Annotated in this window: 12 protein-coding genes and 1 pseudogene; 4 read left to right on the forward strand and 9 right to left on the reverse strand. The window is 57.5% G+C overall.

The window, feature by feature from the left end:
• Complete coding sequence (locus INR77_RS13165; RefSeq protein WP_223071480.1) at positions 1-390, forward strand: GtrA family protein; 390 nt, start codon at positions 1-3, stop codon at positions 388-390.
• On the opposite strand, the gene INR77_RS13170 is transcribed toward INR77_RS13165, so the two are convergent.
• Both INR77_RS13170 and INR77_RS13175 read right to left on the reverse strand, forming a co-directional pair.
• Positions 374-1,516: a glycosyltransferase gene (locus INR77_RS13170; protein ID WP_223071481.1), complete on the reverse strand. Its 1,143-nt coding sequence runs from the start codon at positions 1,514-1,516 to the stop codon at positions 374-376. The genes INR77_RS13165 and INR77_RS13170 overlap by 17 nt on opposite strands.
• Positions 1,513-3,132: a hypothetical protein gene (locus INR77_RS13175; RefSeq protein ID WP_223071482.1), complete on the reverse strand. Its 1,620-nt coding sequence runs from the start codon at positions 3,130-3,132 to the stop codon at positions 1,513-1,515. Before INR77_RS13175 ends, INR77_RS13170 begins: the two co-directional genes overlap by 4 nt.
• 54 nt (positions 3,133-3,186) lie before the next feature.
• Between INR77_RS13175 and INR77_RS13180 the strand changes: the two genes are divergently transcribed.
• A complete protein-coding gene (locus INR77_RS13180) occupies positions 3,187-4,506 on the forward strand; it encodes an oligosaccharide flippase family protein (protein WP_223071483.1) in 1,320 nt (439 codons plus the stop codon).
• Here the strand turns inward: INR77_RS13180 and INR77_RS13185 are convergent.
• Positions 4,472-5,341: an NTP transferase domain-containing protein gene (locus INR77_RS13185; protein ID WP_223071484.1), complete on the reverse strand. Its 870-nt coding sequence runs from the start codon at positions 5,339-5,341 to the stop codon at positions 4,472-4,474. The two genes, INR77_RS13180 and INR77_RS13185, sit on opposite strands and share 35 nt — an antisense overlap.
• 198 nt (positions 5,342-5,539) lie before the next feature.
• Positions 5,540-6,949: a DcaP family trimeric outer membrane transporter gene (locus INR77_RS13190; RefSeq protein ID WP_255573788.1), complete on the reverse strand. Its 1,410-nt coding sequence runs from the start codon at positions 6,947-6,949 to the stop codon at positions 5,540-5,542.
• A gap of 151 nt (positions 6,950-7,100) precedes the next feature.
• Here INR77_RS13190 and acs point away from each other — a divergent pair.
• Both acs and INR77_RS13200 read left to right on the forward strand, forming a co-directional pair.
• A pseudogene (acs, locus tag INR77_RS13195) lies at positions 7,101-9,031 on the forward strand (acetate--CoA ligase).
• Positions 9,032-9,054: 23 nt separating this feature from the next.
• Positions 9,055-9,687: a response regulator transcription factor gene (locus INR77_RS13200; RefSeq protein WP_223071485.1), complete on the forward strand. Its 633-nt coding sequence runs from the start codon at positions 9,055-9,057 to the stop codon at positions 9,685-9,687.
• 4 nt (positions 9,688-9,691) lie between these two features.
• On the opposite strand, the gene INR77_RS13205 is transcribed toward INR77_RS13200, so the two are convergent.
• From INR77_RS13205 to INR77_RS13225, 5 genes are all read right to left on the reverse strand, one after another.
• Positions 9,692-13,081 (reverse strand): PAS-domain containing protein, encoded by a 3,390-nt coding sequence (locus tag INR77_RS13205; RefSeq protein ID WP_223071486.1) that lies wholly within the window; start codon positions 13,079-13,081, stop codon positions 9,692-9,694.
• Positions 13,082-13,238: 157 nt separating this feature from the next.
• Entirely contained in the window at positions 13,239-15,014 is a 1,776-nt protein-coding gene (locus INR77_RS13210; RefSeq protein WP_223071487.1) for a sodium:solute symporter family protein, read from the reverse strand.
• A 13-nt stretch (positions 15,015-15,027) separates the two neighbouring features.
• Positions 15,028-15,339, reverse strand: a complete 312-nt coding sequence (locus INR77_RS13215; protein WP_223071488.1) for a DUF4212 domain-containing protein — start codon at positions 15,337-15,339, stop codon at positions 15,028-15,030.
• Positions 15,340-15,487: 148 nt separating this feature from the next.
• Complete coding sequence (locus tag INR77_RS13220) at positions 15,488-16,741, reverse strand: DUF3391 domain-containing protein (RefSeq protein WP_223071489.1); 1,254 nt, start codon at positions 16,739-16,741, stop codon at positions 15,488-15,490.
• Positions 16,742-16,870: 129 nt separating this feature from the next.
• On the reverse strand, positions 16,871-21,946 hold the full coding sequence (locus INR77_RS13225; RefSeq protein WP_255573789.1) for a TonB-dependent receptor: 5,076 nt from the start codon (positions 21,944-21,946) through the stop codon (positions 16,871-16,873).
• Positions 21,947-21,975: the final 29 nt, after the last annotated feature.

The following is a 21,975-nucleotide window of genomic DNA, read 5'->3' on the forward strand; positions in this document are numbered from 1 at the left end:
ATGGCAATATCGCGCTTTCTACGCTTTGCCCTTGTCGGGGCAGCTGGCTTTGTCGTCGATGTTGCTGCGCTTTATGCAAGCTTTGCGCTTGGCGCAGGGGTCTATCTTGGCCGCGTGATCTCCTATCTGTGCGCGGCGACCTTCACATGGGGGGGCAATCGCCGCTTCACCTTTGCCAGTGAACTGCCGCCAAGTTTTGGCGAGTGGGCGCGGTTTCTGATCGCCAATGCGAGCGGCGGGCTGGTCAATTACGCAACTTACGCAGCACTGGTATCTTGGGGGCCGGGATTATTGGCGCAACCCGCTTTGGCGGTGGCGTGTGGGTCGATTGCCGGACTGGTGGTAAATTATCTCGCTTCGAGCCGCTTTGTCTTCAACCAGAAGGTGTAGAGCTAAGTTGTTGCTCTAGAAGCGTTATATAAGCATCGAGCGTGCGTTGAAGGTCAAAGTCGCGCGCTCTCTGGATCAGCGCCTCAGACCCGCGCGGCAGGGCAAGACGCCGCTCCATCGCTTGCGCCAAGGCTGGTGCATCACCCACGGGCACGAGGTTCTCTTCGCCCAGCGGCGCTAGCACCTCGGCAATGCCCGTGGGCGCTTTGGTGGCAACGATGGGCGTGCCACCGGCAAGCGCTTCCAGCACCACATTGCTCGCCCCTTCCCAGCGCGAGGAGGAGACAAAAAGATCGGCGGTTTGAAGATGGTCTGCAACGGTATCGACATGGCCAAGAAGCTCCACCTGATCGCTCACCCCTTTGGCATGGGCACGAGCACGCAGGCGGTTCATCCATGCCTCGCTGCCCCTCCCAAAGATGCGCAAAACTGGCTTTGGCTGCGTGTTCAGTAGCGCAAGTGCGTCGATGAGTGTGATAAAGTCCTTCTGCTTGGAGAGCCGCCCGATACCAAGAATTATCGGCCGATCATTGCTTGGCGCTTGGCGAATGGGACTGATAAACCGCTGCGCGTCGATGCCATTGGGAATAACCGAGAGCTTGGCCGGGTCGATACCAAGCCCCTTTTCAATCTGGTCGCGCAATTCCCCGGAAACCGCCACCACATGATTCATGGTGCGGTATTGGAACGCCTCCTGACGAGCCAGCGCCTTGCGGATCAGCCAGTTGGACCGACCCAGCGAAACCACCGCATTGCTCGCTCTGGCAAGAGCGCGCGGGCGTTTGTCATCGGGCAAGGACAAGAGCGCCTTTGCAACGTGCCAGTGCATCTGATTGCCCGCCGAAAAGAGAAGCGCAGGAGCTCGAACTTTGATAGCGTCCGCCAAAGCGCGTTGGTGGCGCAAGGAGTCCCAATCGCGCTGCGCAGTGGTCTGCTCGCCAAGGATGGGCGCAAGCGGGGCGCAATCCTGCGCTTCTTGCAAGAACTCCCCCTGCCCCCTCAGCGGCCAAAGCTCAAAATCAAGGCCCGCACCGCGCGCGGCTCTGGCGATACGAAGGAGGTTGCGCACCACACCGCTTGCCCGAAGATCATAAACGATCGCGCCGATGGTGCCGCGATTGCTCACTGCGCCTCATCCACCGCCGCGCTCAGCCAGATGATGGCATCGCCATGAGGGCTCTCCAACCGCCGATAACCAGCGCCGCGCGCATACTCTTCGATGGGGACTTCAAGCCCAAGCGCATCGACATGGTCGAAGTTCTCATAGCCTGTCACTATGGCATCAGGCTGCGTGCGGGCGAGGTAGTCTCCAACACTACCGTGCGTTGCGATATGCAAGGCATCTCTGTCCTCGACCGCGATCATATCGCCCGTGCGATAGGCGAAGGGCCCTGTTGCAAAGGTCGGATCAAGCGGCAATCCGCTGGCAAGAACCACTTCAGGGCTGAGGCTTGCAACCGGCCCATCAAGTCCGAGCGCTGCGGCCTCACTGGCAAGAAACGCGCCTTCAGCCTGAATGGTAAGCGGGTTGGCCTCGTCGCCCATCGTGCTTTTCCAAACCTGAAACAGCGGCTGACCGAGCCCTGCGATACTGGCAAGGATGAAGGCGTATTTCGCAAGGCTGGAAACACCCCCACCCCGCTCGCCATGCTCCTGCCAAACAAGGCCCAGCCCGATGAAAAGTGGCGGGAGCAGCGGCATGGCGTATTGCCTCCAGGTCGGCGTGGGAGCAATTGTGGCAACGAGCCCTGCAAAAACCAGAACGTCGATCAAAAGCAAGAAAGGCCGCTGCGCCTCGCGCCGACGAACGCAGGCCAGGCGCAGCCAGACATAGATCACAAGCGCGAACAGCGCCGGGCCCCGAATGAGGGTCAAGAATACGTCGCGCGCCTTGGCCAGCAGCGTCAGCCTATCCTCAAGCCCGTTTGCCGCATACCATGCAAGCGGTGCCTCAGCGTGATAACCAAAGTTGCCATAGTCAAAGGCGAAGGCAGCCCCCTCTCGGAACCAGAGCAGCGGCGCCAGTGCAAGCGCAAGGCCAGGAGTGACGGCCGCGCAGCGAGCGATTGCGCTGCGCCATGGCATCGCTTGCAAGAGAGAAGCCCATATGGGGAAACCAGCAAGGCAGAGCGCCGGGGCGAGATAGGAAATCTTCGTGCCTGCTGCGCCGCCAAGCAATGCGCCAGCAAGCGCCCAAGCCCACAATTGTCCACCGCTTTGGCCTTGCCCTCTCTCAACAAGCTGCATCGCTATAACAAGGATTGCACCGCTCAACAAAAGCGCTGGCAGCGCGTCGTTGCGTACCACTGTCACACTGAAGACGAATGTATGGCAAAGCGTGAGCAAAAGGCAGCAAATGGCAGCGCGGCCCGGCTCCACTCGAAATGCGCGCAATGCGGCGTAGGAAAGGAGCAACACTCCTGCCCCCAACAGCCCCGTTGCGATGCGCGAGGCGATAAAGCCGTATTGTTCGAACAGCCCGAAAATCGGTGCAAACAGATAAATCTGATAGGGGGTTTGAAGATACAGAAAATCGCGAAACGGGATGAGCCCTTCGCTCGCCAATTGGGCCGCTGCAATATATTGCGTTTCATCGTGATTGATCGGCGAAATCAAAGCCAGAAGCGGCAGCAAAGCGCACGCAGCAATCAGCCAGCCCAGATGGCGTGGTTGCTGCGAAATATGCACCTCTTTCGCAGAAGGTGCGGTTGATATGCTCGTATCCGTCATCGCCTTGCTCATGGCGCGTCAATCGCTTAATGGCCAGCGCCGATCCCCAATTTCCCGAGAAGTTTGATGCGCATTTGGCTCAAAGATGATGTCTTGAGGCGCGTGGCTCGCAATACGGGCAAGCTGGGCATTGGCAAAGTGGCAGGCGCTGTGCTGCACTTGGCCTCCATCGCGATCACCGCGCGGGTGCTTGACCTCAATGAGTTCGGCCTCCTCATGCTGTTTCGCAGCCTTGCACAAGGGCTTGCCGCTGTCGCCAAATTTCAGTCGTGGCAGGCGATGGTTCATTTCGGGGCCGCCGCTTATGAAACAGAGGCCATGGGGGCTCTGCGCTCCCTTTGGATACGCCTTGCGATTATAGACTTCGTGGTCGGTTCTGCCGCGATGATAGTTGGCGCTCTTCTTGCGTTAAATGCCGGCGAAGCGTTTGGTATTCCGGCCGAATTAGCATGGGTTGCTGCCCTTTATTGCCTTATCGTTCCCTTACAGGTTGCAGGCACACCCACCGGGATCCTGCGTCTTACCGACCGCTTCGATCTGATGGCTTGGCAAAGTCTTGTAACCCCATCGGTGAGAGTGATCGGGGTGGGCATCGCTTATCTCTTCGGAGCGCCGCTTTGGGCGGTTGTCTTCGCCTGGGTGATGTCTGACATATTAGGGGATGCGTTTTTGTGGGTGTGCGCGATCGTCGTTGCCAAGGCTAAAGGCATTTTGGATGCAGCTACACAGGCCCGGTCCCACCCCATCCCCGCAAACACATTGTGGCGATACCTTCTTGGCACCAACTTCAACGCCTCGCTTCAACAAGGTGCATTGCCATTGTTGACACTCGTCATTGGCAGCACTTTGGGCGCCTCAGCGGCTGGAACCTATCGCCTTGCCCAGACACTGCTTGAGGCGGTCTTTGCCCCTGTAGAACTTGCTATGCGCAGCCTTTTTCCAGAAATTTCAAAGCTGCAGGCGGCAACAGGCGCGCGTCTGAAAGAAGTGATGCGCCATGTCGGCTCAACGTTGCTGTTCGTCTCAATCCCGGCAAGTCTGGTGCTGTTCATCGGCGCTGACATCATCGTCAGCCTTGTCGCAGGCGATGAGTATTCGGGCGCTGGTACGCTCCTGTCGATCCTGGCCTGGACGCTCCCTGCAATTTTTCTCACCGCGATTTGTGAGACGTTCATGCTGGGAAGCGGCAAGTCGCTTGCACCTGTCCTATCGCGCATAACCATTGTGGGATCGGTGCTTGTGGTCATGTTCCTTGGAGGCAGCGAAATTGGCCTTACCGACCTTGGGATTACGTTGCTGTTGTCGAGCTATGCAGGGCTATTAGTGCTGGCCATTCCGACAGGTGTGGCGCTTATCGCGACGCGGCAATCTGGTCCTTCACGATAGGATCGTTGCCGCGCGCATCGTGCGACCCGCGCTGAGCCAGAATTTGCCGGACTAATCTGAGGTCTTCAAGCTTGTCCACGTCAATCGGAGCTTCCGCATCGAGCATGATGGGTTTAGCAAACAGCCCCATTTTCCCGCCTGCAAGGCGCAGCCCTTGTTCAAAGCCGACCCGTCTCAGCAAAAAGGTCAGCAGCAGCGATGGGCCGAAACTTGCGATCAGCTTGATGCCCTTCTTGCGGTCCTGTTCCACTGCGCGCCAATGATCGATTGCAGGCAGGGACTGGTCATTCTTGAATGCAAACAGATTGGCGCCCGAATACTGACCATCCCGGAATTTAAGCCAGGTGCGGCGAGTTTGGGGAAAGGTGCTTTCGACGATGGAACGCTCACTCACGCCAACGCCGATGTCACAACCGCTCGTTCCAGAAAGAAAGCGCTCCACCCGCTGTGTCGTTAAAAGCGCATTATCAGCGGTCGTCACCAGAACTGGCCATGGCGCATCAACCGTGCCCAAAATCGGGCGCAAACTGCCGGCGATACCATTGCCGCTGTTCATCAATGTCACGCGCGGGTTATTCAAAAGCCCGGAAGGTTCGCCTTTTGCGATTGCTTCGATCTTCTGACTAAGAACAAGCACTCGCCCGATACCTGCCGCACCCAAGAGAGCCGAGAGCACCCGCGCAAGCATTGTCTGTCCCTCGATTTCAATCAGAGCTTTGGCTGGCACGCCAAGTGCCTCAGCAAGAGGGTCGCCGCCGGGGCGCTCTCCGGCAAGCACGACTGCCGTCCATTTGGACGCGTGCGCGGGGTCAAGTTTATGAATACTGGCTGGCAAAATATTGCTCCAACTTGTCCGCTCGCGAAACAAAGAGCCTTGGGAGAGGGGGGCAGAGCTTCCATGGCCTAAAAAGAGCCCCACTCCAATAGAGGAAAGCATCTGGGCGACGAAGCGCCCCTCGTTAGCGACAAAACTTTACAGCCCCGTCAGATTGTCTCTGACGGGGCTGCAACTGCGGGAGAGGGACGCAAAAGGTCAGAAGTTATAGCGCGTGGAGAACTGAACACGCTGCAAATTGCCGCTGCGCCCGTCTTCCAGCGAACGCTCAGCATACATAAGCTCCACGCCGATATCGAGCGGTGGAACCGGGGTCCAAATGATATTGGCAAAGGCGTTCCAGCTTTCATCGGTGACTTGGTTTGTTGTGAGCAGGATGGGGTTGTCAGCCTTGAAATATGATCCGCCGAGAGTCGAACGCGTTTTGGCACCCCACACATGGCGATAGGCAGCAAAGCCGGAATAGGTGAAAATAGGATCAAGATTACCGCTCGCATCAATCGCCGCATCGTTGACGATGTTAAGCCCGATGTAGCGGCCCAGACCATCGCCAGCGGTTGCCATGAAGCGCAAATCATCCTTCTCGCCCACTTTGAGCTTGCCTGAAAGGCTGAGGCCATAAGCGAAAGCGGAATCGTCCACACCCATGAGGTCATCGGTGGAGACATGGAGCTGGCGCACAATACCAGCAGCGGTGAATGAACCCCAGTCACCCGACCAATTGTAGCGTCCCACCACATCGGGCAACTGGTCATCGCCTGGCAAAACGCGCGCACCTGTAGGCGAAGTGACCGTCGTCTCAGGCTGCTCGACCGCAATTTGCAAGCCGCCATTGGTGTATCTGATAAGCGGCTGTCGATCGAAAACCGTGCCCGGCGTCACGCCGATAAAATCGAGGCTATCAGGCAAAGCGCCAACGTTCTGGAAAGTCGACCAGGTCTGCCCGAAGGTCCAATTGTCGTAGGAGATAACAGCCTGCCGAATGCGCGGAACAAAGCTGTTTGAAACCCGCTCATTCCCGCCGTCAGTGACATTGAAATCCAGTTCGATAAGCCCGGTCAGCTTGTGCTCGGTCCCCACATCGGTTTCTGTTTTGAACAAAAAGCGGGTCTGACGCGCGCTGAAATCGGTATCGAAACCAGAAGCGTTACCACCTACGGGAATAGCGCCGGGGATAAGAAAATCGCGAAGGATGGAATTATTCGCCAACTGGCCGCCGCTTGTGCGTTGGCTGATCGCGTCAAACTTCACATAGCCGTCATAGGTGATACGGGTTTTCCCGACCTGAAATCCGTCACCGGACCTCTCGGTCAAGGCAGCCAACTGCTGCTCAAGGGGTTGATTGTTGGACTGCATCCGCTGCGTTTCTGCGAGCAAGGCTTCGCTCTGCGCGCGCATCGCCTTTTGCTCAGCGCGCAACTCTGCCTCGCTTTGCTGAGCTGCCATTTGCTGCGCATCGAGACGCTCGATCAGGCCCTCAACCAGCGCTTCCAGACGATCAAGCCGTTCGTCAACCGAGGCGTCTTGCGCAAGAAGCGGGCTTGCGGTCATGCAGGTGGCGCTGAGCAATAATAGCCGCAAGCCTCCACGAACTTTCCGAGTTTTCATCGTGTGATCTCCCCTCACAATATCATTTGTGCTCGCAAGCTTTGGCGAGGAGATCACGCTGCCGCTAGCTAGCCGATGGTCGTACGACCTTTGTCTGAGAAACAGACGCGGCGCAGTCCTGTAGAGTGAGGGACAAAAGAGGAGACAGACCATGCTCGAAGCCGTTGCCAGACCTAAGGCTGCCCACATAACCCACTGCGTCGCAGAGCAGTATGATGCGCTTTACGCGCGTTCGATCACCGACTCCGATCATTTCTGGCTTGATCAGGCGGAGCGTTTGGATTGGGTGGTGAAGCCTTCCAAAGGCGGGGATTGGTCGTTTGATCCTGTGTCGATCCAGTGGTTTGAGGATGGCAAGCTCAACTTGTGCTACAATGCGGTGGACCGCCATGTTGAAGCCGGGCGCGGCGATACGACCGCGCTGATCTTTGAGCCCGATGATCCTGCATCGGCAGGCCGCAGCGTCACCTATGCCGAACTTCAGCGTGAAGTCATTGCCATGGCCAATGCTCTAAAAGCGATTGGCGTCACCAAAGGCGAGCGCGTCACCATTTATATGCCCATGGTAATCGAAGGCATCACCGCCATGCTGGCCTGCGCCCGGATCGGCGCGATCCACTCGGTTGTCTTTGGCGGTTTCTCGCCTGAAGCGCTGGCGGGCCGGATTGAGGATTGCGGGTCGCGCTTTGTCGTCACCGCTGATGAGGGGCTGCGCGGCGCAAAGCCCATTCCTCTTAAAGCCAATGTCGATGCAAGCCTCAAGCTTGCGGGTACGCAAGGGGTCGAGGCGGTGCTTGTGGTCAAGCATACAGGCAGCGATGTTCCCATGGTAGAGGGCCGCGATCACTGGTTCGCTGACGTTGCATCCGATGCGCCCGTCGATTGCGAAGTGATGGATGCAGAAGACCCGCTGTTCATCCTCTACACCTCCGGCTCCACCGGAAAGCCCAAAGGCGTGCTGCACAGCACTGGCGGCTATGGCGTGTGGACCGCGACCACCTTCCATTACATCTTTGACTACCAACCCGGTGAGGTGTTCTGGTGCACTGCCGATATCGGATGGGTCACCGGGCACAGCTATATCGTGTACGGCCCGCTTATGAACGGGGCGACGCAGGTCGTGTTCGAGGGCGTGCCAAGCTTCCCCGATCATGGCCGCTTCTGGGACGTAGTGGACAAGCACAAGGTCAACATCCTCTACACCGCGCCCCCGCCATCCGCGCTCTGATGCGTGAAGGCGATGAGTTCGTGACAAGCCGGTCACGTTCCTCACTGCGCCTGCTGGGCAGCGTCGGTGAACCGATCAACCCGGAAGCCTGGCGCTGGTATTTTGATGTGGTGGGCGAAGGTCGCTGTCCCATCATCGACACCTGGTGGCAGACCGAGACGGGCGGCTGTATGCTCACCACCCTTCCCGGCGCGCATGATATGAAGCCGGGGTCTGCTGGTCTGCCGTTCTTTGGCGTGCAGTTGGAACTGGTCGATAATGAAGGTGCAACGCTGACCGGCGCAAATGAGGGCAACCTTTGTGTAACCCACTCATGGCCGGGCCAGGCGCGCAGCGTTTACGGCGACCACGAACGCTTCGTGCAGACTTACTTCAGCACTTACACAGGCAAATACTTCACCGGTGACGGGTGCAAGCGCGATGAGGATGGCTATTATCGCATCACGGGCCGGGTCGATGATGTGATCAACGTCTCTGGCCACCGCATGGGCACCGCCGAGGTGGAAAGCGCGCTCGTGCTCCACAACAGTGTCGCAGAGGCTGCGGTGGTTGGCTATCCGCATGATATCAAAGGGCAAGGCATCTATTGCTACGTCACATTGAACGCAGGGCTAGAAGGCTCGGAAGATCTCTACGCAGAGCTTCGCGCCCATGTGCGTAAGGAAATCGGTCCCATCGCAACGCCCGATCACATCCAGTTCACCGACGGCCTTCCCAAAACCCGTTCCGGCAAGATCATGCGCCGCATCCTCAGAAAAGTAGCCGAAAACGACTACGGTTCGCTCGGAGACACCTCAACCCTCGCAGACCCATCACTGGTTGACCGCCTCATCGAAGGGCGGCAAAATCGCTAGGAGACGCGCCGGAGGGCTTCTTTATGCAAGTTGTCATCGCTGACGATCACCCTCTTTTCCGCACGGCGTTAAGTCATGCGGTTGGAAAGGTTTGGCCTGAGGCTGAAATTGTCGAGGCGCCTTCTGCCGCGCGTGCCCGCGAAGCCTTGGCAAATGGCGCGGTCGAGGCTTTGCTGCTTGACCTGCATATGGAGGATTCGAACGGGCTTAGCGTTCTGATGGATCTGCGGCAGGATTATCCGGCGCTGCCCATTTCAATCGTGTCGGCGAGCGAAGAGCCCCGCGTGATCGCCGCGGCACAACAATTGGGCGCGGCGGCCTTCATCCCCAAGTCTTCGGGCCTTGATGTGATGCGCGATGCGCTCAGCGCTGTGCGTGAAGGAGACGGCTGGTTCCCTGATACAGGGGCCGAAGAAGACGCAGATCTGGCTCATATGGCAAGCCTGACCCCGGCCCAGCGGCGGATACTTTCCTCCATGCGCGAAGGGCTCTTAAACAAGCAGATTGCCTATGAACTCGACATCAGCGAGGCGACGGTGAAAGCGCATATCACCGCGATTTTCCGCAAGCTTGGGGTGAACAATCGCACACAGGCTGTGCTGCTTGCCGGCAAGCTCGACGTGGATCAGCCCGCAGCAGATGCTCTCACCCAATAAGCGCTTATTCAGCCGCCTCACGCGCTTCGCCCGTTCTCGATGCGCCCTTAGCCAATGCTCCAGATATAAGCGCGCGCAAGGCGGCAGGAGATGAGGGTTTGAGCAGGCGGTTTGCGCCCATCGCCTGCGCTGCCGCTTCGGTTTCTTCGGAAGCCTCCGCTGTCAACAAAATGGCCGGAGGCCGCTCCGCCCAATGTTCACACAAAGCCGCGTAAACACCGTCGCCCCGTTCCTCACGGTCTAGTCGAAAATCCATAATCACAAGGTCAGGGGCCACTGGCGCCTTGCGCATGGCGTCCTTCAAACCATCTGCGCACACGGGCAACAGGCCCCACTTTTCAAGCAAGGCCGAAGTTGCGGCAAGTGCGGCTGGCTCATTGTCGACAATCAGAACCCGCGCTTCGTGTAAGCCGTGCGCTTTAACCCTTGGTTTGCTGGCCTTCTCAGGTGTTTGCCAGCGGACAAGTGGCATATGGAGGGAAAACTGCGTGCCTTTGCCAAGGACGCTATTGGTTTCGACGTGAATATCGAGGAGGCGCGCCGCGCGGCGGACGATCGCAAGGCCAAGGCCAAGCCCTTCGCGGTCAGTTGAGGTGCCGCGATTGAACTCATCGAACACCGTCTCAATATCCTCTTCAGCGATCCCCCGGCCTGTATCAAGCACACAAATGCGCACTTCAGCTGCCTTGCGGCGAACGCCCAGCAATATGCCTCCACTGGGCGTGTAGCGAACTGCATTGCTGACGAGATTTCGCAAAGCGCTGGTCAGCCACACCCTGTCTGTTGCGACGACCGCGCTGGTGTGGACCCGCCGAAGCGATAGCGATTTCGCATTAGCCTGCACCTCAAACTCGCGCACAAGCTCGTCAAAAATGCGCTCTACTGCAATCTCTTCGATACACGGTTCAATCCCGCCTGAATCAAGCTTCGAGATGTCGAGCAGCGCTCTGATCAATCGGTCGGCGGACTGGATTGACCCATCCAGATCCTTGACCAAACGCTCAAGCGGTTTTCGCCCGGCGACTTCCTCTCCCAAGGCTGAGGCGAAAAGGCGTGCGGCATTGAGCGGTTGGATCAAATCGTGGCTGGCGGCTGCAAGAAACCGGGTTTTGGACTGCGTTGCCTCTTCCAACGCCTGATTGGCCTCACTCAGCTGAGCGGTGCGCAAGGCGACCTGATCTTCCAGCGCTTCTTCTGCCCGGCGATCAGCGGTGATGTCGGTGTAGCTGGTGGTGTAGCCGCCTCCGGGCGTGGGCGAACCAACAATACGCATGATACGCCCATCATACTGCTCGCTCTCAACCCGGTGCTCGGTCCCTGCGCGCATATGAGCAAGGCGACGTTCGATATTGGCATCGACTTCGGCCTCACTCATGTTAGTGCGCGCCAGATTGTATCGGATCAGATCTGCGATAGGTGTGCCAACGCTAACCAACTCATCTGGCAGTTCGAACATCTCCTGATAGCGCGAATTCCACGCTACCAAATGCATCTCGGCATCAACCAGCGCGATACCCTGGTCGATGTTTTCAATCGCAATCTGCAAAAGCTCGCCGCTGAATGAGAGACGCTTGCTCGTTTCATCGAACATGGCGACGACATCTTGCAAGGGGACCGGATCTCCACCGACCCATGACCCCACAAGCATTCGCGCTGATGATGATCCGACAACGCCTGAGATCGTGCGCTCAGCCATTTCAATGACCGCTGCATCCGCCTCGTGATTGTCGCGGTAACCGCCGGGCAAAGCGGCAATGCTCGCATCCGCGCGCTCTTTGCCAACGAACTGTGCGAGCAAAAGCCGCACATCTGCCACGCGCTTGCGGGTGGAAAAGCGCACAGGCGTGCCGCTGCTATTGGTGCTGGCGAAGGCTGCGGCTTGCGCTGCGTCGACGAGCGAAGGTGCAATCAGGAGCGAGCCCAGCCAATAAACCGCGATATTCGCCCCAAGGCTGAGCAGAACGCCTGATACAAGCGGGTCGGAATGGATCGAGAACGCAGGCTCTTCGCCTGTCACAAGGGGGCCGATAAGAAGGATCATCCAAAGGCTGAACCCTGTGCAAAGCCCAGCGATCATTCCTGCCCGGTTTCCAAGCTGACTCAGGACGCCAAGCACAAGGCCAGGCGCAAATTGCGCGAGCGCTGCGAAGGCAAGAATGCCAAGGCCTGCCAGCGTCTCAAGCGTGCCAAAGCCGATGTAAAAAATGTAACCAAGCCCCAGCAACACGGCGATCACAAGCCGCCTGGTCATCAAAAGGCGGTCTGCAAGAGCGCTTCGATCACCCTTACCGCTCAAGGCCTCCCGAAAGACGAGCGGGGCGATCAGATCATTCGTGATCATGGTAGAAAGCGCCACACTTGCGACAACGATCATGCCCACCGAGGCGGAAAAACCGCCGATGAACACAAGGAGGGCAAGCGCTTCGTTGCCAAGAGCCAATGGCAAAGCAAGCACGATTGTATCGGCATTCGTGCCTGTCGGAAGCGCGCTCAAACCCGCCAGAACAATCGGTACAATCGCGATCGATGTGAGCAAGAGATAACCCGGAAAGCTCCACCGCATCATGGCATCCGGACGGCTTTTTTCGGCCTCGACGAACGTCATGTGAAACTGACGCGGCAGGCACAGCGCCGCGCAGGCCGCGATCAGAGTGAGTGTCATGAAGCGCGCGTCAATCTGCCCCAAATTGAATATCTCAGGAGCCCCCGCACCCGGCTGCGGCGCATCCCAGAGAAGGAAAATCGCAACCAGTGCAAGGGCCAGCAAGGCGACAAGTTTCACCGCAGATTCGACCGCAATCGTCAGCACCAGCCCTGCATTCTCGCCCGCCTTGTCCGCTCGCCTGGCACCAAACAAGATTGCAAACAGCGCCATAAGGCCTGTTACCATCAGAACCAGCTCGTCAGCTGCAACTTGCGATTGCAATTCCGGGCTCAACATCAGGAGCGAGGTTCCAACCGAGCGCAATTGCAGTGCCATGTATGGGACCGAACCCACTGTCGCGATAAGCGCCACAAGCGCTGCAACGCTTGCCGATTTGCCATAGCGCGCTGAAAGAAAGTCGGCGATCGAGGTGGAATGCTGCGCCTTGGATTGAGCAAGGATCTTGCGAACGAGCGCAAAACCGACAGTAAAGACCAGAAAGGGGCCAAGGTAGATCGGAAGGAAATCCAACCCGTCACGCGCAGCCGTTCCAACGCCTCCGAAAAACGTCCAGCTGGTGCAATACACACCAAGGCTTAGCCCATACACGAGGCCATGATTCCGCGTCAGCCACAAGGCTGTTCTGGATGTGGCAGCATTCTCCTCTCCGGCACGGTCCCGCCAAGACGCCAGCCAGAACAACGCAATGAGGTATGCTGTCACAGCGGCAATGGCTGCGCCAAACATCATAATCCCAAATCCCTCTCAACAAGGAAGGCTACCCCTTTTGGGAAATTGTGCAAGTTCCAAGGCAGGCAGCCGGGTCTTTCATCCCAACCGCTGTATTCACACAAAAAAGGGCGGCGTCACGAAGACACCGCCCCTTCTCTTGTTTTGGCACCAGGCTTTAGTGCGCGTGCGCTTCACCGGCGCCGCGCGGTACGCGGATCGAGTCCACCAGGCGGCGCACTTCGAGCGGGGTTTTGGCGGTCATGCTCGCAACGCCAATGGCAACTGCGAAGTTGATCAACATACCGATCACTCCAATACCCTCTGGCGAGATACCAAACAGCCAGGCATCCGCATTATTCGCAGCCGGGTTCACCAGCTTGAAGTATGCGATGTAGCTGAAAGTGAAGACCAGACCGCTGACCATCCCTGCAATCGCGCCTTCCTTGTTCATCCCTTTGAAGAAGATGCCCATGAAGATTGCCGGGAACAGGCTTGCTGCTGCCAGACCAAAGGCAAAGGCCACAACCTGCGCCACCCATCCTGGGGGATAGATGCCAAGGTAACCTGCCACCAGAATGGCTGCTGTTGCGGCCAGACGTGCTGCCAGAAGCTCACCCTTCGACGAGATATTCGGCGTGAAGGTCTGTTTCAGCAAATCGTGGCTGACTGATGCCGAGATTACCAGCAAAAGGCCTGCTGCGGTTGACAGTGCAGCGGCCAAACCGCCTGCTGCCATCAAGGCAATCACCCAGTCCGGCAAGTTGGCAATCTGCGGGTTGGCAAGCACAAGAGTGTCGCGGTCGACATAGACCTCATTGGCACTCTCTGCGTTAGGCGCATTGGCAATTACCCGCTCACCTGAAGGGCCGCGCTCGCCAGTGAACTCCGGCTTGCCTTCGAAGGCGGCACCGGGGCGATATTGCATCACGCCGTCGCCGTTCTTGTCCTGCCAAGCATAAAGCCCTGCATCTTCCCATTCGGTGAAGAAGCTTTCGACCTGAGTGTACTCAACATCGTCAACCTTGTTGATGAGATTGTACATCCCGAATGCGCCGACGGCTGGAGCAACAGTGTAAAGCGCTGCGATGAACACCAGCGCCCAGCCTGCGGATTTGCGCGCATCCGATGCCTTTGGCACGGTGAAGAAGCGTACAATCACGTGCGGAAGGCCAGCGGTGCCGACCATCAAAGCCATGGTGATGCAAAAGACATCAATCATGCTCTTTGAGCCGTCTGTGTACTCATTGAACCCAAGCTCCACGAGCACATTGTCGAGCTTTTGCAGGACATAGGTTCCCGAGCCATCATTCAATTGCGACCCCAGCCCCAATTGAGGAATGGGATTGTCAGTCAGATAAAAGCTCAAGAAGAACGCAGGCACCGTGTAGGCGAAGATCAGCACACAATATTGCGCCACTTGGGTATAGGTGATCCCCTTCATGCCGCCCATCACTGCGTAGATGAAGACAATGCCCATCCCGATGATGACACCCATAGTGATTTCAACTTGCAAGAACTGCGAGAAGACGATCCCCACGCCGCGCATTTGCCCGGCGATATAGGTGAAGCTGATGAAGATGAGGCAGATAACCGCAACCACGCGCGCAGCTTTGGAATAGTACCGCGTCCCGATGAAATCGGGCACGGTGAACTGGCCAAATTTGCGCAGGTAAGGTGCGAGCAGTAGTGCCAGAAGCACATAGCCGCCGGTCCACCCCATGAGGTAAACCGAGCCATCATATCCAGCAAAAGCGAGGATGCCTGCCATGGACAAGAAGCTTGCCGCACTCATCCAGTCGGCAGCCGTGGCCATACCATTGACGACCGGATTGACCCCGCCGCCGGCGACATAAAACTCTTTCGTTGAACCCGCACGCGACCAGATCGCAATGCCGATATAGAGCGCAAAGCTGAGGCCAACGAAGATGTAAATCAGGGTTTGCGTTTCCATTTTTCAGCCCCCCTCAATCATCAAGATCATATTTGCGTTCGATCTGCTTCATACGGATAACGTAGATAGCGATGAGCGCGATGAAGGTGTAAATGGAGCCTTGCTGGGCGAACCAGAAGCCAAGCGGATACCCGCCAAGCATGAACTGATCGAGCCAGTCACGCAGCAAAATGCCGCAGCCAAAACTTGCGACGAACCAAACGGCCATAAGACTGCACAACAGGCGGATATTTTCACGCCAATAGGCCCCTTCGTTGGCAGCGGTTTCGCCAGTGCTTTCGTCGTAACCGTCGGCCGGATCAGTTGTTGAACCTGTGTCGTCCATATCTCTCCCCTTTGTATGTCTGGCCCGGTACAAAGAATCCGCGAGCCTTCCTGGGCAGAGTAGATCGGGGGAGATCGTGAGGGGAGCGCGACTTTAGTCTTACGCGCCAGAAAGCGACTTAACGGTGGCTGACGGGCACTGAGCGGCCTTAGCGATGTGCAGCAAGGAAGATAATCTCTCTCAGATAATCCTCGGCTGGAAGGTCGAGCCCTGACAGGTCAGCGGTGTCAATGATTTCATCTTCATCAAAGCTGTCGCCCAATTTCACTCTGCGCTGCGCAATGCGTTTGCCTTCGTTGAGGCAATAGAAAACTTCGACCAGAGGCCGCGTCGCGTGCCGGGGGTTTTCGTCAATAACCATGCCGAGCAAACCGCTGCGCAATCGAACAAAAGAGCCAACGGGGAATTGGCCGACCGATTCGATGAATTTACGCAGGATGTCGGGATCAAACGCTCCCTTTTTCTCGCGCAAGATGGCTAGCGCATTTGCCGGATCGAGCGATGCACTTTCGCCTGCATTATTCAGCAGGAAATTGAAGGTGTCGCAGATAGCCGCCATTTTTCCGCCGACACTTATCTCCCCCCCGTTCAACCCTTCGGGAAAGCCTTCCCCGTCAATCCTTTCATGGTGATGGAGACACGCATGGAGAACCCAGTCGGACACCGCATCATCATATCGCAAAGCGCGATGGCCAAGCTCCACGTGCTGTTGCCAGATCCTGGGATCGAGTTGGCTGAAATCCCCGTTCGGCGGGTTGACCGTTTTGGGATAGTAGCTCGTCCCAATATCCAGCAACAGCCCTGCAAGCCCTGCATCAATCGTTTCTTTGGTCGACAAATTCATCTTTTGCGCCAGCGAAATCATTAAGGCACTCACGCAAAGCGAATGTCGATACACAAACTCGCTTTTGAGCTTGCAACGCATGAGGCCATGAAACGCTTGTGAGTTGCGATTTATCGAGGCGTGAATATCGCTGACGATTGGCGCGACGGAGGAAACACTGATCGCGCGGCCCAAACGCGCGGCCCTGAACATATCTTTCAGCTTTGCACTGGCATTGTCGACAAGCGCCTGCGCTGTCACCACTTCGGCTGCGGTCGACGCAGGTTTGGGCACGCGCTCTCGCGCTGACTGACGGCGTTTGATGGATTTCAAGCGATGGTTTTCATCTGCGACCGCTGCCTTGCCACCATTCGATGACGCCGCTCCCTCTTCAACATCCTTACCAAGGGATGTGTCGATCACCACGCTCTTCAAAGAGCACGATTGCAAGGTGCGCAGCTTTTGCGGCTCGTCGATCAGGAATTTTGCTTTCCAGAACGGATGATCGAACCAGCCGCCGTTCATCTTATGAACAAACATACCCATCTGGAGGCTGGAAAGCGGGATTTCCTTCAGCATAATCTCGCATACATTTATTCAATCACGGGAGACGCCAAGATTGCTCGAAAACTTCGTGAGAATAGGCAACGGCGCGGTAGGTGATTTGACGTAGCGCGGGAATTTTAAGCCCCAACCAACCACTCTATCTTATTCAAGGCCCAGCAGGTCTTCATCGAAGGCGAATTGGAACGATGCCCACAGGCCCTTCCTGACCTGCCTCGCCAGCTCGAAATCTGCATCGGTAAAGCCTTCGAAATTATGGCCAAGAGACAATCGCAATCCTTCCGCCGCTGCGACGCTGACGAAGGGGCCATAGGAATAGCTGGTGAGGCCTGCCGAATGGTTCATCCGAAGGTTTGCGTTAGCGCCGATTGCGATCAGATCACTCAGACTGAGGCGCGCATCAAGGCCAACCAAAGTGGTAAGACTGTCAAGCGTCTGGCCTTCAAAACTATCGGTCCCATAACGTGCGCCCACAAACAGGCCGAATTCATTGCCGCCCGCAAGCCCTGTCCCGAAAAGCCCCCTTCCCGGCGACCAATTGGTCGAAAGGCTTGCGATCAAACGTTCTGAATAGGCATCGCCATCGGTGACAAGAGCCGTACGCCCAAGCGGTGAAACATTGCTCAGCAAAGCGCCCACGACTTCATCGCGCCGATATTCAAGTTTGCCCAGCATCGAGAGGGGAGAGGCGCCGGGGCGATAGGCAAAGCTGAGCGAGGCATCGACGATCTGCGTGCTGGCACCGTTCGGATCGGCGGCGTTCGTCCAATTGAACCGTGCTCCTGCGATACTGCCCTCACCCAACTGACGCACCGCGCCAAAGCTCGCGCCCCAGCGATCAGCAGAAACCGCATCGCGATATTCGCCGCGCGCATAAATGTTCCAACGCTCGCGTCGCCATGTTCCGGAAAGGGTCACGGCGGTAAAGTCTTCGATTAAACCGCCGCCTTGTCCAACAGGCGACCCATTGGCGAGCGGCTGTCCAAAATTGACCGCATAGTCAATCGGCGGCGCAGCGCTCATTGCGACATTGCCCTCAAGGCTCGCGTCAATGGTCAAGGAAGGGGTCACTTGGAGCGATTGGCTCAAACCATATGCGGCAAAAGTTCGGCTCGCATCTTCGCCGATGGCCTGATTGCCGATGGCAGAGGTAATTTGTGCGCCCTGCCATGGTGACAATTCAAAACCGGCGCGAAAGGTATCGGCGCTGAAATCTTTGCCGTCCGCGATTTCATAATTGCCCACAAGGCGCACATCGGGCGTCAGGGCATAGCGCAAGTCGAGGCTATGCCGGTTGGGTAAGTCGCGCGATTGTGGCCCCTGCAATGCAAAGCTGGTGCTAAGACCCACTTGCAACCTGCTATCCAGAAGCCGCTGGTTTGCCGATGCTTCAATCAGGGTCGAGAGGTCGACAGAGCCGTCAGAGAGCCGGTCCTCAAACCGCGCCAAACCCAATTGCAGATCGCGTTCAGGGGTCCGATAATTCAATGCCCCACGCATCGCCCGACGCCGCAGATCACTGGTGAGCGAGCTGTCCTGAAACGCATTGGCTATGACGCTCAATTCATCGCTCAGGCGCAAATTGGCATCAAGGCCAACCTTGGTGCGACCGACCTGTGCGCCGCTGATCCGGCTTGCGCCAAAGTCATCTTCGACTGATTGCGCATAGGCGAGCAGGTCAAGGTCACCCGATTGGTGCTGCACCTCTGCAAGCCAGCCTGTGCTTGTGGTGCCTTGGCCCTCGCTCATCGCGACTTCGCCGCGCAGCCGCGTTGTATCGCTCAACGTCACTTCGGCATCGAAGGCGACAATGTTGGTGCGCGCCCCTTCCTGCGCGTCGGTGATGAGGGTGGCACCCACATCAACGATTTGGCCGATCCCTTCATACTCAATACGCGCGCCAGCGTTCCAGTCACCCTCGCCGTTTCCGAGCGTTTCATATTCAACCACGATGAACTGCGGATTGAGGTCGAGATCACGGCTTAGAATGGGCCGCGCAAAAGAGATTGTGCCTGACAGAAGATCAATGTCGTAATCGCTAAAACGGTTTAGCCTTTGCGAAGAGACGATAATCTCGGAGCGGAACCGATCGCGCACTTCGATCATCACGGTTTCGCTATTGGCGATGATGTCTCGGGCTGAAAGCGTATAGGGCCCGCTAAGGCCGTTGCCTTGAAATTCGTCGCGTTGAAAAGTGCTGCCGATCTTGGCGGCAAAGCCTTCAATCGACGCATCGCCGAGGCGCGCTTGCGCGGTAAGGCCGGTCGCGGTGCGTTGGTAGCGGCCCAGTTTTGTCTGAGTGAAACCTGTCTGAAAATCGCCGTAGACCGCATTGAACCGGCTGCTTTCAACGCGCAGGTAAAGCTTTTCGCGCGATGCGGCGTCAAAACGGCGCGACGAGCCATCGCCAAACACCGTGTAATAGGCATTGGGATCAAGCGCGCCGAGAAGCGGTTGCTGATCCTCTTGCTTGGCGCTGTCATAGGCGAGTGTCACGAGATAGCGCCCAAGCACGCGCCCCTTGGCATAAAGCGCCACACGCGCATTCTTTCCAAGGTCGCTGTCGAAGCCTTCGCCTGTCTCCATCCGGTCGGCAACGGTGCGCGCGCCAACTGACCCTTCGGCAAGACCAATGATGGTCCACTCTACGTCACCTGGCGCAATCCAAGCGGTAACGAATTCGCGCCTTTCAACTCCCTCGTTATCGAATGAAAATTCAAGCTCAAGCCGCCCGCTGATCATCGTCGGAGCAAGCTCAATCCGGGCAACGCCATCAGAACCTTCGATGACCCAGCGCGCGTCCAGATTGCTCGATCTGGTCAATTGCTGAAGCTGCTGCGTATCGACCAGCGCCGCGCTTTGATACGGCTGATTGATGATCAATCGCCCTGACACACCTTCGCGCACGGGCCTGCCTTGTCGATCGGTGATGCGCACCGCGACGACGGGCTTGGTCTGCCCATCGGCAATCAGGGAAGATTGTGCCTCGTCCAGCTCCACTTTGGCTGGCTGCGAGGTGAAAAACACCTCTCTTTCAATGGTCTGATTGAGCCCGCCAAAGCTATTGTAAACTTGCGCGCTCAGCTTTGTGCGTTCATCCAGCAAGGGGATACCGCGCCACAGGCTGACTGCGTAATTGCCATCGCTTGCTTCAAGCGTTCCGTCGAAAGCGACCGGGCTTACTTCCTCACCTTCCGCGAACAGGCGCACTGTCTGCCCCTTGCGATGGCGGATGGCCACTTTAACAACCGGAGCGCGCGGGTTTTCATCGAGCGCGGGAGCCAGCCATCCATCCGGCCCATCGCCGAGCGCTAGCCAGTCGGCGGGCTCGGTAATGGGCGGGGCCGAAACTTCGATTTGGTCAAGCGGTTTCTCTGGAAGGGGTTCAGCCACCTCCAGCACATTGCCATATCCAATTCTTGGAAAGCGATCTGTGGCTTCGGCAGTGTGAGCACCGGACGCACTTTCTACGAAGAAATCTGCTCGCACAAGGCTTCCCCCCTGCCCTTCGATCACCTTCCGGTCTGCCTTGCCCAGCGTTCGCACGGAGCGTTCGCAATCTGCAAAGTGGGTTCCTTGCGGTAACGTGCTGCTTATGGGCCTGACGATATGCGAGCCGGGGACGACGCCTTCGAAGTGATAGCGCCCGTCTGCATCGGTGATCGCGTAAGAGCCATCTTCCAGCATCACGCGTACGCCGGCAACGCCCTCGCGCTCACCATCTGCCGAGCACGGCCCTTGCGTGATCCGGCCAATGATCGTCATGCGTCCGGCGAGATTGTCGCGCTCAATCCTGAGTGTGGCAGAGGCGGTGCCGAGAAGTCCGCTCGCGTCAGAAGCATCCACCGTGTTGACCGCCTGCCCGGCGCGGGCATCAGGCCTTACGCTCATGGCATAGACGATGCGGCGGCTTTCGTCCGGGGCAAGATCACCGAGCGCGAGTTGGAAGCCAGAGCCGTCTGAAGCGTAAGTAACCGCGTCCGGGTCCGGCTCTTCACGGTCTATTCGCAAACTTCCCCTGCGATAACGCAGTGCAGAATGGGCGCTGTCTTCGAGTTTCAATCCGCGCACTGTCCGCGAGGGATCAGTATTGCGCAGATCAATCGCGTAAAAGACATTATCGCCCGCAAGAGCGCTCTGTTTGACTGATGATTTGCTGATTTGAATTGCAATCGGGGCTGCATCGACCGGAATATCGATCTCAACCGGAGTTTGGTTGACGAGGCTCAGGATACCACCAAAAGAACTGTCCGATATTTCAAACGCTTGCCCATCGCCTCTTCTCAACGACGCAAGCTCAGCCGGCGTTGCGGTGGAAGGCGCCGAGTAAGGCGTCGGAGGCTCGACCACCAAACGATAATCACCCAGCGGTGCGAGAGGGAACCAGTATTCGCCCGGCTGCATCGGATAGCTTTTGCCCGCAGCATCCGTGATTGTCTGACCACTGATAACGCTAGAGGGCCAACGCGTCTCGCCGTCCTCTGCAAAGATGTCGGCAGGGGCACCAGTAGAGCCATCAACCATGGTGATACGCGCACCCGACACTGGCTCGCCCGTCCGGCTGTCAAAAACGATCCCGAACGGATCCGCAAGAACTGTCACAGAGGCAAGGCCAAGCGGCGCCGAGGCATCGCCCAGCGCAATGCGTATCTGATCACCGGGTGCCGCCTCGATCCTGCAGTCATTAGGCACGGGCACGCCCGGATACCTGTTAATTGCAATATCCCCTCGGAAAATGCCCGTATCTGCTCCCGTCTCTTGAACGCGGATTTGCTCGCTGTCACCCGAAGTGCCCGCCAGAGCGACCGCTATTTCATCAATCGCAAAAGCTTGCTGATTGAGGCTCGCATCTTCGAATTGAACAATCAGCGTCTGTCCAAGCCGCACGCTTTGACTTTCAATGGCCTGTGTCGAGATAGTCAGATCGCCATTGCCACTGACAGACTCGCCTTGCGAATTGAGGCAGCGGGCAGGTTGAAAACTGATTGTCTCGCCTGCACCTGGCGCAGCCACCCAAGTCGCGATCGCAACCGCTGGACGCAGCACAGCGGTTTGGACAGTGTTGGATGAAAGCGAACCTGTTCGCCCATTTTGCTCCCAACTGGCGGTAGCGACGTTTTCAATCGTTTGAGAGTTCGCGCTTACGCCCCAAAAGAAAGTCGCAAAAATGAGCGCGCACAAGGCGCTCACTTTGGCTATTATGGGGCGGGCTTCATCCACTTTTCCAGCTTTTCGGGAAGGTCTTTGCA

This window comes from Erythrobacter sp. SCSIO 43205 (assembly GCF_019904235.1).
In the GTDB taxonomy this organism is placed as follows: Bacteria; Pseudomonadota; Alphaproteobacteria; order Sphingomonadales; family Sphingomonadaceae; genus Erythrobacter.

Bases quoted from the DNA above. Each gene is read 5' to 3' on its own strand.
- INR77_RS13200 (WP_223071485.1), top strand. From the start codon at position 9,055: ATGCAAGTTGTCATCGCTGACGATCACCCTCTTTTCCGCACGGCGTTA.
- INR77_RS13190 (WP_255573788.1), bottom strand. From the start codon at position 6,949: ATGAAAACTCGGAAAGTTCGTGGAGGCTTGCGGCTATTATTGCTCAGC.
- INR77_RS13175 (WP_223071482.1), bottom strand. From the start codon at position 3,132: ATGAGCAAGGCGATGACGGATACGAGCATATCAACCGCACCTTCTGCG.
- INR77_RS13210 (WP_223071487.1), bottom strand. From the start codon at position 15,014: ATGGAAACGCAAACCCTGATTTACATCTTCGTTGGCCTCAGCTTTGCG.
- INR77_RS13220 (WP_223071489.1), bottom strand. From the start codon at position 16,741: ATGCTGAAGGAAATCCCGCTTTCCAGCCTCCAGATGGGTATGTTTGTT.
- INR77_RS13165 (WP_223071480.1), top strand. From the start codon at position 1: ATGGCAATATCGCGCTTTCTACGCTTTGCCCTTGTCGGGGCAGCTGGC.
- INR77_RS13215 (WP_223071488.1), bottom strand. From the start codon at position 15,339: ATGGACGACACAGGTTCAACAACTGATCCGGCCGACGGTTACGACGAA.
- INR77_RS13180 (WP_223071483.1), top strand. From the start codon at position 3,187: ATGCGCATTTGGCTCAAAGATGATGTCTTGAGGCGCGTGGCTCGCAAT.
- INR77_RS13205 (WP_223071486.1), bottom strand. From the start codon at position 13,081: ATGATGTTTGGCGCAGCCATTGCCGCTGTGACAGCATACCTCATTGCG.